The sequence below is a fragment of the Pseudomonas sp. RIT623 genome (assembly GCF_004519305.1).
GTDB lineage: Bacteria > Pseudomonadota > Gammaproteobacteria > Pseudomonadales > Pseudomonadaceae > Aquipseudomonas.
Window position 1 is genome coordinate 64,431 of sequence record NZ_SOZA01000001.1, and the last position, 13,159, is coordinate 77,589.

Annotated in this window: 9 protein-coding genes; 3 read left to right on the forward strand and 6 right to left on the reverse strand. The window is 64.2% G+C overall.

Annotated elements, in window-relative coordinates; all coding sequences use genetic code 11:
- Window positions 1-109: 109 nt before the first annotated feature.
- Both desA and E3U47_RS00295 read left to right on the forward strand, forming a co-directional pair.
- Window positions 110-1,294, forward strand: a complete 1,185-nt coding sequence (gene desA / locus E3U47_RS00290; protein WP_134688952.1) for a delta-9 fatty acid desaturase DesA — start codon at window positions 110-112, stop codon at window positions 1,292-1,294.
- Window positions 1,295-1,434: 140 nt separating this feature from the next.
- Complete coding sequence (locus E3U47_RS00295; RefSeq protein ID WP_134688953.1) at window positions 1,435-2,424, forward strand: sensor domain-containing diguanylate cyclase; 990 nt, start codon at window positions 1,435-1,437, stop codon at window positions 2,422-2,424.
- A 6-nt stretch (window positions 2,425-2,430) separates the two neighbouring features.
- Here the strand turns inward: E3U47_RS00295 and E3U47_RS25150 are convergent, their stop codons facing one another.
- The 6 genes from E3U47_RS25150 to E3U47_RS00325 all read right to left on the reverse strand — a co-directional run bounded on the left by E3U47_RS25150 (window position 2,431) and on the right by E3U47_RS00325 (window position 12,029).
- Entirely contained in the window at window positions 2,431-2,883 is a 453-nt protein-coding gene (locus E3U47_RS25150) for a hypothetical protein (RefSeq protein WP_256660206.1), read from the reverse strand.
- A 467-nt stretch (window positions 2,884-3,350) separates the two neighbouring features.
- Window positions 3,351-4,688, reverse strand: a complete 1,338-nt coding sequence (locus E3U47_RS00305) for a response regulator (RefSeq protein ID WP_256660207.1) — start codon at window positions 4,686-4,688, stop codon at window positions 3,351-3,353.
- A gap of 135 nt (window positions 4,689-4,823) precedes the next feature.
- Window positions 4,824-6,101 carry a 4-aminobutyrate--2-oxoglutarate transaminase gene (gene gabT, locus E3U47_RS00310; protein WP_134688954.1) on the reverse strand — a complete coding sequence of 426 codons (1,278 nt, stop codon included), beginning with the start codon at window positions 6,099-6,101 and terminating at the stop codon, window positions 4,824-4,826.
- 182 nt (window positions 6,102-6,283) lie between these two features.
- Complete coding sequence (gabD, locus tag E3U47_RS00315) at window positions 6,284-7,726, reverse strand: NADP-dependent succinate-semialdehyde dehydrogenase (RefSeq protein ID WP_023632033.1); 1,443 nt, start codon at window positions 7,724-7,726, stop codon at window positions 6,284-6,286.
- 278 nt (window positions 7,727-8,004) lie between these two features.
- A complete protein-coding gene (locus E3U47_RS00320; protein WP_134688955.1) occupies window positions 8,005-9,678 on the reverse strand; it encodes an aryl-sulfate sulfotransferase in 1,674 nt (557 codons plus the stop codon).
- Between the two features lie 17 nt (window positions 9,679-9,695).
- Entirely contained in the window at window positions 9,696-12,029 is a 2,334-nt protein-coding gene (locus E3U47_RS00325) for a TonB-dependent receptor (protein WP_134688956.1), read from the reverse strand.
- A 192-nt stretch (window positions 12,030-12,221) separates the two neighbouring features.
- Between E3U47_RS00325 and E3U47_RS00330 the strand changes: the two genes are divergently transcribed.
- On the forward strand, window positions 12,222-13,127 hold the full coding sequence (locus E3U47_RS00330; protein WP_134688957.1) for a LysR family transcriptional regulator: 906 nt from the start codon (window positions 12,222-12,224) through the stop codon (window positions 13,125-13,127).
- Window positions 13,128-13,159 lie beyond the last annotated feature (32 nt).

Consider the following 13,159-nt stretch of genomic DNA (forward strand, 5'->3'; position numbering starts at 1 on the left):
GGGCTGAAACACCCTGTGACCTCCTATCAAAAAGGGCGACTGGTTTTATTTCCCCGCCAAGGGATAATGCCAGCGCTGTTCCCCCTGTTTTCCGAGGGTCTTTCCCGTTATGTGGTACTACGGTTTACTCGACTTGTCGGCCTGGCAACTGGTCGCCGTCACCTTGCTGCTGACCCATGTCACCATCGTCAGCGTCACCATCTACCTGCACCGCTACTCGGCCCACCGCGCCCTGGAGCTGAACGCGGGCCTCAAGCATTTCTTCCGCTTCTGGCTGTGGCTGACCACGGCGCAGAACACCCGCGAGTGGACCGCCATCCACCGCAAGCATCACGCCAAGTGCGAAACCCCGGACGACCCGCACAGCCCGGTGCACAAGGGCTTGGCCACGGTGCTGCGCAAGGGCGCCGAGCTGTACCGTGCCGAGGCGCGCAACGAGGAAACCCTGCGCATCTATGGCAAGAACTGCCCGGACGACTGGATCGAGCGCAGCCTTTACAGTCGCTACAAGCTTGGCGGCATCGCCCTGATGGCGGTAATCGACCTGCTGCTGTTCGGCACCATCGGCATCACCATCTGGGCCATCCAGATGATGTGGATACCCTTCTGGGCCGCCGGCGTGGTCAACGGCCTGGGCCACGCGGTCGGCTACCGCAACTTCGAGTGCCGCGACGCCGCCACCAACCTGGTGCCCTGGGGCATCATCATTGGCGGCGAGGAGCTGCACAACAACCACCACACCTACCCCAACTCGGCCAAGCTTTCGGTACGCCGCTGGGAATTCGACATGGGCTGGATGTGGATCCGCCTGCTGAGCCTGCTGCGCCTGGCCAAGGTGCAGCGCGTCGCGCCCATCGCCCACCGGGTCGAAGGCAAGGCCTCGCTGGACATGGACACCGCCATGGCCATCCTCAACAACCGCTTCCAGATCATGGCCCAGTACCGCAAGCTGGTGATCGGCCCGTTGGTCAAGCAGGAGCTGGACAAGGTCGACGCCTCGGTGCGCCACCGCTTCCGCCGCGCCAAGCGCCTGCTGTCGCGGGAAACCAGCCTGCTGCAGGACCGCCACCATGTGCGCATCGAATCGATGCTGGCCCACAGCCAGGCACTGAAGACCATCTATGAAAAGCGCCTGGCGCTGCAGCAGATCTGGGCGCGCACCAGCGCAAACGGCCACGACATGCTCGCGGCCATGAAGGACTGGGTACACGAGGCCGAGGCCAGCGGTATCCAATCGCTGCGTGACTTCGCCGAGCAGCTCAAGACCTACTCGCTGCGCCCCAGCGGCGCCTGACCGCCGTTGATCGGCATGCCCCGCAACGGGGCATGCCCACCGGAACTTCCCCCCTAGAAACCGACTCAAATTCGGCATATCGCCCGCGTGGCGGGCCGGTCCGTGGCCGCACGCCCATCGTCGAGAACCGTTCCGTGCTCATGGCCAAAGACCTCCCTCCCACGCATGCGGGCCACGCCCGCCCCGAAGCCGCCCAGACCCTGCTCGCCTTGCTGCATGCCCAAGGCGAGGTGGCGCGCCTGAGCGAGCGCGAGCAGCTGTACAGCTCGCTGCTGGACAGCGTCAATGCCGTACTCTGGGCCTTCGACTGGGAAACCCGCCAGGTGCTCTATGTCAGCCCCGCCTACGAGCGCATTTTCGGCCGCCCCGCCAGCCTGGTGCTGGCCGATTACAACGAGTGGCGCGACGCCATTTACCCGGATGACCTGGAATACGCCGAGCGCAGCCTGGCCCAGGTGTTGGTCAAAGGCACCGTCGAGGACCGCGAGTACCGCATCCTCAACGCCGCCGGCGAGGTGCGCTGGCTCAGCGACAAGTGCTACATCAACCAGCAGCGCGAAGGCGACCAGCGGGTGATCATCGTCGGCATCGCCGAGGACATCACCGAAAAGAAGCAGCTCGAAGGCGAGCTGCAACGCCTGGCCACCACCGACGTGCTCACCCAGAGCAGCAACCGCAGGCATTTCTTCGAATGCGCCCAGCAGGCCTTCGACAGCGCCCGCGAGGACGGCACGCCGATGGCCTTCCTGCTGCTGGACATCGACGACTTCAAGCACATCAACGACAGCTATGGTCACCAGGAAGGTGACCAGGTGCTGCAGCGCATCGCCGACAGCGGCAAGGCCGTGCTACGTCGGGGCGATCAGTTCGGGCGCATAGGGGGAGAGGAATTCGCCGCCGTGTTCCCCGGCTGCACCGCGCAGGTGGCCGAACAGATTGCCGAGCGGCTGCAGCGGGAAATACAGCGGTTGAGTTTCAGCCATGGAGAGCACACCTACGGGGTTACTGTAAGCCAAGGGCTGACCGGGCTGCAGGATGAGGATGAAACGCTCGACAACCTGTTCGCCCGGGCGGATGCGGCCATGTACCGTGCCAAGCGCCAGGGCAAGAACCAGATTGTGAAAGGCTGAAGCGGGTCACTTCACGGCGGCGGCACTCCATTCATAATCGATCGGCCCGCTACGTGGCCCAGCCAGTATCCCCTCAGGCTCTTTCTCCAGGCCTTCCTTGAAGCCAACTTCGAGAAAATGTCGTTGCTGATCGGTGATTTCACCCGCCAGAGCAATAGCCTGGGCTGTGTAGCGCTTGATCAGTGCAGCTCTCTTGGAATCTTTCGAATAGCTCACAGGCACCTCCGAGATATGGAAAGTACGTTGCGGGCTCATTGCCGCAACGGATATCACGAGACTTCCGCCCGGATCGCGAGCGAAGCCAAGCGACTGGTACAGGGGCTCGGCCCCCGGGTCCGGCTGTTGAACCTCAATTCGCGAGTACTTGAGCATCCTTGCGTACTCTGCAACCGCCAACACCGACAGTGACGCCACCAGCCCCCTCAATGGGTTCTCCGGGCCCGGCTTGCCCTCCAGCAAGATGATCTTGATGCAGCGCCTGCTTCGCCGGGGGCTGGCATAGCAGAGCCCACAGAGCTCTCGCGCAGACCACAACGACAGGTCGAAGCCTTTGAGGTCGAAGTCCGTCCATCGCGGCACCTCCTCCCAAGGAAAGTGGTGGGTCTGCTCGCCCCAGCCCTGAAAAGCCTAGAAAGCCCTGTGACCAATAGGTTCGAAACATACCTTGTCGACGTCAAGCCCAGGCCTGGGCACAGGTTGGCTCTCGCAGAATGCTTCCTGGGCCAGCTTTCGCGCTTGCGATCGAAAGACCTGATAGCGCAGACCACGGTGTCTATACGTACTCATCTTCAGCCGAAACCTTCCTGCCATTCCGTTGGTGGAGTGGAGGGAAAGCTACGCCTGAAGAACTTCTCTGGATACGAACTACCGTCCGCAATACCTGTAGGAATGCTCCCAAGCCTGATGCAATCCCGGCGGCGCGCTGATCAAGCCTGTGGTTCCTCATCTTCGGCCGGGCCTGCATCAGTAGCCGGCGCAATAACCGGGGCAACCTCCGGCTCGCTCGCAGCAGCTTCCGCCACCAGACGCTCAGCCTCCTCCCGCGCCAGCGCCTCCGGGTCCACCTTGCGCAGCCGCGACAACTCCGGCAATCCCAGCTTGAGCAACCGCGCCGTCTTGCTGCTGGCGATCTTCTCCAGCCCCTCGCTGGGCCTGAGTCGCGACAGTTGTCCGGCCAGGTTCATCGCCAGGATTTCGCGGGAGTAGACACCGCCGCCCAACTGATACACCGCGGCGATCAGCTCGCGTAGGTCGAGCGGCAAGCGCCAGCGGGTGCGCAGGGCCGAGCCGAACGGGGCGCCGAACTCGTTGAGCGACAGCTCCACCTGGTCCTCGTCCAGCTCGCCACCGGCCAGTCGCCACTCCTGCAAGGTGCGCAGTACCGCCAGGTCGCCCAGGCAATGCAACAAACCCGCGCAGTAGCAGCGCCCTTCGTCCACTTCGAGCATGCGCGCCAGGGTGCGGGCATATTCGGCGGTGTGCAGCGACAGGTTCCAGTAATGCGCGGCATGCCGGGCCAGCAGCGGGTCGCTCAGACGCGCGCTGCGCTTGAGGGTCAGCCCGAGGATGAGGTTCATGCTCTGGGTGCTGCCGAGCTTGTTCAACGCCTGCAGCAAGGTCTGTACCGGCGCTTCGCGGTGCAGGGCGGCGCTGTTGGCGGCGGCGATCAGCACACCGGTGATCTGCGGGTCGTTGCGTAGCTCTTCCTCGAGCACCTTGAGGTTCAGCCCCTGGGGGTTGAGCGCGCGCTTGACCGCCACCTGCACGTCGGCGAACAGCGGGCCACCGTCGGCCGTGGCGCGACGCTGCTCGAGGTAGGCCGGCAATTGCACGCCGGGCTGCAGCGGCGGCACTGGGCAGGCAATCTGCTCGCCCACTGCCAGCAGCAGGTTTTCCAGGCGCTTGCGCAGGTTGTCCAGGTCGAGCGGCTTGCTGAGGTACGCCGTGGGCTGCAGCGGCACGGCCTCGCGCACGCTGGCGCTGTCGGTGCGGTCGCTCATGAGGATAAATGGCAATCCAGGCCTGTCGCCCTTGGCGCGCACCTTGCGCAGCAGGTCTAGGCCATCGAGGCCGGCGAGTTCGCGGGCGGCGATGATCAGGTCAGGCTTGCTCGCCAGCGCGCTCAGCGCCTGCGAGCCATCGGCGCAAACCTGCAAGCGCGCATCGCAGCGCACGCTGAGCAGCATTTCGCTGAGCATGTCGCGTACCCAGGGGTCGCCCTCGGCAATCAGCACGCAAGGGGGTAGGGGGTCGGCAGCGCTCATGAGCGAGTCTCCAGAAAATGACGCGCGATCCATCGCAGCTTCCACGGATTCCTCGTACAACCTTAGCGCCTGATGACTACGAAGGGCACAAAAAAACCCGCCGAGGCGGGTTTTTTCTGCAGCGTGTCACATGTTTCAGGCCAGTTCGGCGAAGCACTCTTCGATGATGGCCAGGCCTTTGTCCAGCAGCGCATCTTCGGCGGTCAACGGCACCAGGATCCGCAGGACGTTGCCGTAAGTGCCACAGGACAGCAGGATCAGGCCCTTGTCACGTGCCTTGGCGACCACCTGAGCGACGGCGGCGGCGTTCGGGGTATGGGTACCTTTCTCGAAGACTTCCACGGCGATCATCGAGCCCAGGCCACGGACATCGCCAATGATCGGGTGCTTCTTCTGGATTTCACGCAGGCCGGCGGTCAGACGCTCGCCAACGGCCTTGCTGCGATCCAGCAGCTTCTCTTCCTCGAACACTTCGATCACCGCCAGGGCTGCGGCGCAAGCGATCGGCGAACCGGCGTAGGTGCCGCCCAGGCCGCCCGGGGCGATGGCGTCCATGTACTCGGCCTTGCCGCACACACCGGCCAGCGGGAAGCCACCGGCGATGGACTTGGCGAAGGTGGTCAGGTCAGGCGCGACGCCCATCTGCTCCATGGCGAAGAAGGTGCCGGTCCGGCCAGCGCCGGTCTGCACTTCGTCAGCGATCAGCAGGATGCCGTGCTGGTCGCACAGGGCGCGCAGGCGCTGCATCAGTTCTTTCGGCGCAGGCAGGAAGCCACCTTCGCCTTGCACCGGCTCGAGGATGATCGCGGCGATGTCACGCGGCTCGGCGTCGTTCTTGAAGATACGCTCGACCGAGGCGATGGCGTCGTCGACGCTGACACCGTGCAGTTCGCTCGGGAACAGGGCGCGGAAGATGCCGCCTGGCATCAGGCCCATGCCGGCGGAGTACGGCACGACCTTGCCGGTCAGGCCCAGGGTCATCATGGTGCGGCCGTGGTAGCCGCCGGTGAAGGCGATCACGCCGGCACGGCCAGTGGCGGCACGGGCGATCTTCACGGCGTTCTCGACGGCTTCGGAGCCGGTGGTGACCAGCAGGGTCTTCTTGTCGAAGTTGCCTGGTACCAGCTTGTTGATCTTTTCGCACAGTTCGACATAAGGCTCGTAGGCCAGCACCTGGAAGCAGGTGTGGCTGACCTTGGTCAGCTGCTCTTGCACCGCGGCAACCACTTTCGGGTGCAGGTGGCCGGTGTTCAGTACGGCGATGCCACCGGCGAAGTCGATCAGTTCGCGGCCTTCAACGTCGAGCACCGTCGAGTTCTTCGCGGTGTCGACGAAGATCGGGTGAATCTGGCCAACGCCACGTGGGACGGCGGCGACACGACGTTGCATCAAGGATTCGTTGGTCTTGCTCATAGTGCCCTCAATTGCGCCCATTCCAGGCGCTTTTATTCGGGGGTGGCTGGACGCATGCGCGCACAGTATTCGTTGATCGACTGCCACGAATGCCCTGGCCACCGGGTACCGCTATGTCAAAAAGGCCAGCGAGGCGTCGCTCTCGCGCCCCGCTGGCAGAGGTAAAACCGTTTACCCGGCGATCAGACGCTGATGCACAGGTATTTGATCTCGAGGTAGTCCTCGATACCGTACTTGGAACCTTCGCGGCCCAGGCCCGAGGCCTTGATACCACCGAACGGCGCGACTTCGTTGGAGATCAGGCCGGTGTTGATACCGACCATGCCGTATTCCAGGGCCTCGGCGACGCGGAACACGCGGCTCATGTCACGGGCGTAGAAGTACGAGGCCAGGCCGAATTCGGTGTCGTTGGACATGGCGATGACTTCGGCCTCGTCCTTGAAGCGGAACAGCGGCGCCAGTGGGCCGAAGGTCTCTTCTTTAGCCACCGCAGCGGTTTTCGGCACGTCGACCAGGATGGTCGGCTCGAAGAAGTTGCCTTCGATGAGCTTGCCGCCGGACAGTACCTTGGCGCCCTTGGATACCGCGTCCTCGATGTGCTCCTGGACCTTGGCGACAGCCTTGCCGTCGATCAGCGGGCCAGTGGTGGTGCCTTCTTCCAGACCGTTGCCGATCTTCAGCTTGGCCACGGCGGCCTTGAGCTTCTCGGCGAAGGCGTCGTAGACACCGTCCTGCACGTAGATACGGTTGGCGCAGACGCAGGTCTGGCCGTTGTTGCGGTACTTGGAGATGATCGCGCCCTCGACCGCCTTGTCCAGGTCGGCGTCGTCGAACACGATGAACGGCGCGTTGCCGCCCAGCTCCAGGGAAACCTTCTTGATGTCCTTGGCGCACTCTTCCATCAGCTGGCGACCGATTTCGGTCGAGCCGGTGAACGACAGCTTGCGTACCAGCGAGTTGCCGGTCAGCTCGGAGCCGACTTCGCCGGCGCTGCCGGTGATGACGCTCAGCACGCCAGCCGGGATACCGGCACGGGTGGCCAGCTCGACCAGGGCCAGGGCGGAGTACGGGGTCTGCGAAGCGGGCTTGAGCACCATGGTGCAACCGGCGGCCAGGGCCGGGCCGGCTTTACGGGTGATCATCGCGGCCGGGAAGTTCCACGGGGTGATGGCGGCGGTGACACCGATCGGCTGCTTGATGACGATCAGGCGCTTGTCCGGCTGGTGGCCAGGGATGACGTCGCCATAGACGCGCTTGGCTTCCTCGGCGAACCACTCGATGAACGAGGCGGCGTAGGCGATCTCACCCTTGGCCTCGGCCAGTGGCTTGCCCTGCTCGGTGGTCATCAGGCGAGCCAGGTCGTCCTGGTGCTCGATCATCAACTCGAACCAGCGGCGCAGCTTGCCGGCACGCTCCTTGGCAGTCAGTGCGCGCCAGGCCGGCAGCGCCTTGTCGGCGGCCTCGATGGCGCGGCGGGTCTCGGCGGCGCCCATCTTCGGCACGCTGCCGATCACTTCACCGGTGGCCGGGTTGGTCACCTTGATGGTCTGACCGCTGTCCGCATCCAGCCACTCACCATTGATGAAGGCTTGCTGGCGGAACAACTGAGCGTCTTTGAGCTGCATGTCGGCTTCCCTTAACTGCGAATTTTGATTGTTGAAAAGGCGCCCGCATACAAGGGCGGCCGTCAGGAATTCGTGCACCAGGGTGTTCGACGCCTGGGTGCCGAGCGTTTGAAATCTCAAACGGAATGCTAAGCGGGCGCTGGGGGGTTGGACAATAGGCTGTTCGAAAAAAAGAACGAGTGGTCGAGATTCAGATCAGTGGAAATGCATCGCGGGGCACCTCGCACCGGTGCGCCGATGCTAGGTGCCCCGCGATAGGGCCTTGGCAGGTTAGTCCATCAGAACGCCTTGTCGAGTTCGATCACCAGCGCCCGGTAGCCCACGCTGCCAGGCTGACGACTGTGCACTTTCAGCTCCACGGCCACCTCCTGGGTGCCGCGACGCACTTCATTGAGCACGCTGGTCGTCAGCTTCTGGGGCGTGAGGAAGTTCACCGACGCCGAATAGATGAACTGGGTATCGGTATCGGCCCGATACGCCACCACCGAGGTGATCGGGCTGTACCATTCGTCACCGCGTTCCTTGCCGTACTGCCACACCTGCTCGACCGTGCCCTTGGCCTCGTCGATCTTGTACTCCACCGCCCGGCTGTAGTTGTCCGCCAACTTGGTAGGGCCGAAGTCCCGGCCCCAGCCGTTGTCGAACACGGTCAGCGTGCCGCGTCCGGTCAGCCAGGCAGTGTGCTGGGTCCAGGACCACTCGAAGCCCTCGCCCACGGGTTTGAGCACCTTTTCCTGCAGGCGCGCCGGCCAGCCCTGGGGCGCGGCAAGAATCCACTTCACCTGCTTGTCGCGACCGATCTTTACCACGCCCTGGTGACGAGCTGAAACGATGATGCTGTCGTCATCGGCGTCGTAGTCGATGGCATTGACGTGGGCCCAGTTGCGTCCGGTACCGACGCCGGGCGTGTCGCCGAACGGCAGGTCGCCTTCGGCCAGCTCGTTGGCCAGGCGCTCGTCCTGTTTCTGCACACCGTCCGGCAGCTGGATCGCGGCCTTGCCCAGGGTTTCCAGCAACTCGCCGCGGTACGGGTCGAGGATCTGGTTCAGGTCCCAGAAGTCCAGCACGTCGCCGGCCTCGTTGACCTCGATGATATGGTCGCGGATCGAGCGCACGCGCTTGCCATCCGGGCGGCGGTAGTCGCTGGTGCCGACCCGCAACAGGTAGGTGCCGTTGGGCGTCTCGCGAATCTCGTGGGAGAAGTCGGCGAACTTGTCCGGCAGGTTGCGCTGCCAGATACGCCGGCCAAGCAGGTCGTACTTGGAGTAGGTCTGGCCCTGGCCCCAGATCAGCTTGCCGTCACGGGTCTGGTGGAAGCCCATGGTCCCGCCCAGGCCGTCGCGGTGGTTGGAATCGTGGATCTGCTCGATATCGAGGTACCAGCGCACATCGCCGTTGCTGTCGGCGATCCAGTTGTTGCCCACCGAGTCCCACTCGGCGGCGCCACCCAGGCCGTTCCACTTGAAGGCACGCCCGCCGGGGATCTCGGCCAACAGGTGGTTGAACAGGTACAGCCGCTGCTCGAAACCGGGCGCGACCTTGACCGACTCAACTTCGGGCAGCGCGGCGGTCTGCTTCGCCACCACCGGCAGGCGCACTGCCGGGGCGTAGATTTCGTAACGCTCGCGGATGCGTCCGCCATCGAGCTTGTAGCTCACCTCGATCTCATTGACATGGTCGGGGTACAGGCCGAACACCGGAATGCCGCCGTAGGTCCACAGCGAGCGGTCGGACACGTCGTAGACAATATCGATACCGCGCTCGCCGCGCCCCAGCACCCGCACATGGGCGGCGCTCAGGGTGCGCCCGCCATCACGGATGATCGCGGTCAACGGCGCCAGGCGGTACGGGTTGACCACCACGTCGCCGAGCAGGGCTTGGTCGCGGTCGGGCACCTTGGCGGTGAGGCAGGCGCCCTCGGGCAAGTCATGCGGTTGGGTCTTGGCATTCATGGCAAAGCTCCTTGTGCTCAGAAGTCGTAACGGGCGGTGGCGCCCAGGGTGCGCGGAGTACCCAGCACCCCGGCGTAACCGCCGTTGGCGGAGTTCCACAGGCTGGTGAAGTAGGTCTTGTCGCCGGCGTTTTTCACCCACAGCGACAGGTCGAGCACGCCGTCGCCCTGGTCCAGGCGCACGCCGGTGGACAGGTTGACGATGGCGTAGCTGGGGATCTGCCCGTAATCGGAGTCGTCGATGGTGCCCACGGCCTTGGAACGGAAGGCGTAGCTGGCGGTGACATAGGGCTCGATACGCTCGGTCAGCTGCCACTTGTACTGGCCGTTGAGGTTGGCGATGTACTTGGAGGCACCCACCACTTGGTGGCCAGACAGGTCGCAGGTGGCGGCGGCATTGACCAGGCTCACCTCCGGCGGGCACGGCGCGTCGTCGTACTCGGTGTAGCGCACGTCGTTCCACGAACCGTTGAAGTTCAGGGTCAGCCCGCGCAACGGCGCTGCCGTGGCCTCGAACTCCAGGCCGCGGGAGCGCACGCTGCCGGCGTTGGCCAGATACTGCACGCGGTTGACCTGGTCGTAGACGTTGGCCTGGTAGCCATGGACCTCGGTCCAGAACAGGTTGCTGTTCAGTTGCAGGCGGTTGTCGAACCAGCTGCTCTTGATGCCGAGTTCGGCGTTGTTGGCGCGCTCGGTGCCCACCAGCAACGAATCGGTGCCCAGCCGTGGCGCGGCGCCGACGGTCAGGTTGACGCCACCGGACTTCTCGCCGTGGGACAAGCTGGCATAACCGAGCAGGTCATCGCTGAAGCGGTAGCTCAGGCTCAGCAGCCCGGATGGCGCGAAGCTGTACTGGTTGAGGTCGCCCGAATCGTAGGCGCCCACCCGGCCCTGGCGAGCCGCGGCCGCCGCACCGGTAACGGCCGCGCCGCCGGACGGTGCGTCGCGGGTCACCCAGGCGCTTTTCTCTTCATAGGTGCCGCGCACCCCGGCGGTGAAATCCAGGCGCTCGGTAAGGTGCCAGGTGCCCTGGGCGAACAACGCGTAGCTGTCGGTATCGATATGGCCGTTGCCGATTGTGGTGACGTTGGCCAGGGCGCCAGCCGGGGTCAGGTTCCAGATGTCGGCCTGCGGTCCGTTGTAGGTAAACGATTTGTTGTCCAGGTCCTGCTTGAAGTAGTAGGCCCCGAGTACATAGTCGAAGAAGCCGCCGGTGGGCGAAGCCAGGCGGATTTCCTGGGAGTACTGCTTGTCGCGCACCGAAACACCGGCGTTGTAGAACACCGGCACATTGAGGCCATCGTCGTTGCGCGGGGTGAAGTCCCACCAGCGGTAGGCGCTGATCGAGGTGAGGGTGAAGTCGTTGGGCAGGGTCCAGTTGGCCTCCACCGAAGTGCCGCCCTGGAACACCTTGACCATCTGGTCGGCGTCGAAATTGACCTTGCGATCCTTGCCCGACACCAGCGTGGCACCGGCCTGGCGCGCCAGGCTTTCATAGCGGTTGACGCCGTTGAGGGTCGGTCCGGTGCTGTACAGGCTGAGGATGCCATTGTCGGAGTTTTCTTCGTTGTATTCGCCGATCCAGCGCAGGTTGAAAGTTTCGCTGGGCTTGAACAGCAACTGGGTACGGAAACCCTGGCGCTTGCCGCCGTTGAGGTCATGGCCGTTGTAGACGTTCTTCACATAGCCGTCGTCCTCGGTGTGGTAGGCGCTGATGCGCCCGGCGAGGGTGTCGGTCAAAGGGCCGGAGAAACTGCCCTGGGTCTGCCAGTAGCCATCTTCGCCCAGCGATGACTGCACGCTACCCTCCTGGTGGAAGGTTGGCTTGCGCGTGGTGATGTTGAGCACCCCGGCAGTGGTGTTCTTGCCGAACAACGTCCCCTGCGGGCCGCGCAGCACTTCCAGTTGCTCGACGTCGAGCAGGTCGAACACCGCCATGCCCGGGCGGCCCAGGTAGACGTTGTCCAGGTACACACCGACGCTGCCTTCCAGGCCATCGCTGGCCGGGTTGTTGCCCAGGCCACGGATGGAGATGCTCGATTGGCGGGCGTGCACATAGGCGACGTTGGTGCTCGGCACCAGTTGCTGCAAATCTTGCACGCGGTAGATGCGCTGGGTCTCGAGGGTTTCGCTGCCCAGCACGCTGATCGGCGTGGGCACGCTCTGCGCGGTCTCTTCGCGTCGCCGGGCATTGACGGTGACCGTGCCGAGCTGGGCTTCCTGCGTCACGGCTGGGGCGGCGTTGGGCTCATCGGCGAAGCTGCTGCCGGAAGCGGCCAGCAGCACTCCAGCCGCCAGGGGTTGCAGGGCGAACAACGAGGCGCGCGCGGGCCAACGGGAAAGTCGGGACATGCAGATGCTCCTTGAGGCAAGGGCCCAGGCGAGCATTTCCGTTGGCGGAACCGAATCGCGGTCAGGCGGGCTTATATTCTTTTAAGAGATATAAATATTTGTAATTCATATTTTGTGGAATAAGTGACTCCCTTTATAAGGTTCCCAACCCTTCCCAGCAATTGCATTCCACCGAAAGTTTCCATGTAGAAAATGCATATCGACCTGCGCCAGCTCCGCCACTTCATCGCCCTTGTCGAGCACCGCAGCTTCGTCGCCGCGGCGGCTGCGGTGAACCTTTCGCAATCGGCTTTCAGCCGCAGCATCCAGACGCTGGAGCACAATGTCGGCTGCCGCCTGGTCGACCGCGCCAGCAAGGAACTGGCGCCGACCCGCCAGGGCCTGCTGGTGCTGGAGCATTCGCGGCGCCTGGTGCATGGGGCGCACAACCTGGTCAACGAGATCAACCAGTTCAACGGCGCCACCACCGGCGTGGTGCGCTTTGGCTCGGGGCCGGCGCCCGCCGGCGGGCTGGTGCCGCGGGCGGTTGCACGCTTCGTCGCCGAGTACCCGGCAGCGCGCACCTGCTTCCAGGTGGACAATTGGCAGGCCTTGAACCGCCGGCTGATCGCCGAGGAGATCGAGTTCTTCGTCGCCGACACCCGCCAGTTCGAAGCCGACCCGGATTACCAGGTGCACAAGCTCACGCCACAACGCTGGCATTTCTGTTGCCGCGCCGGGCATCCGCTGACCGAGCGTGGCGAAGTACGGGCGCAGGACCTGTTCGACTATCCGCTGGCGACCACCTTCCGCCCGCCGAACATCCGCAAGATCCTCAGCGACCTCAGTGGGCGCCAGGACTTCCTGCCCAGCGTGGAATGCGAGCATGGCTATGCGCTGCTCAATGTGGTGCTGCACTCGGACACCATCGGCATTGCCTGCGGCGCAAACCTGCGGCCGTATGAAGGGCTGGTGGCGCTCAAGTTGGCGGACCTAGCGGCGGAACAGGAGGAGGCGTTCTACACCCGCTATGGGGTGGTGAGCCGGGTGGGGTATGGCTTGTCGGCGCTGGCGCAGGGATTGGTGAGGCAGTTGCTGGCCTGTGACGCCGAGTTGTAGCGAACAGGGGCCGCTTTGCGGCCCCAGCGATC

Excerpts from the sequence above, each read along its gene's own strand:
- desA (WP_134688952.1), top strand. The coding sequence starts at position 110 with ATGTGGTACTACGGTTTACTCGACTTGTCGGCCTGGCAACTGGTCGCC.
- E3U47_RS00295 (WP_134688953.1), top strand. The coding sequence starts at position 1,435 with ATGGCCAAAGACCTCCCTCCCACGCATGCGGGCCACGCCCGCCCCGAA.
- E3U47_RS00305 (WP_256660207.1), bottom strand. The coding sequence starts at position 4,688 with ATGAGCGCTGCCGACCCCCTACCCCCTTGCGTGCTGATTGCCGAGGGC.
- gabT (WP_134688954.1), bottom strand. The coding sequence starts at position 6,101 with ATGAGCAAGACCAACGAATCCTTGATGCAACGTCGTGTCGCCGCCGTC.
- gabD (WP_023632033.1), bottom strand. The coding sequence starts at position 7,726 with ATGCAGCTCAAAGACGCTCAGTTGTTCCGCCAGCAAGCCTTCATCAAT.
- E3U47_RS00320 (WP_134688955.1), bottom strand. The coding sequence starts at position 9,678 with ATGAATGCCAAGACCCAACCGCATGACTTGCCCGAGGGCGCCTGCCTC.
- E3U47_RS00325 (WP_134688956.1), bottom strand. The coding sequence starts at position 12,029 with ATGTCCCGACTTTCCCGTTGGCCCGCGCGCGCCTCGTTGTTCGCCCTG.
- E3U47_RS00330 (WP_134688957.1), top strand. The coding sequence starts at position 12,222 with ATGCATATCGACCTGCGCCAGCTCCGCCACTTCATCGCCCTTGTCGAG.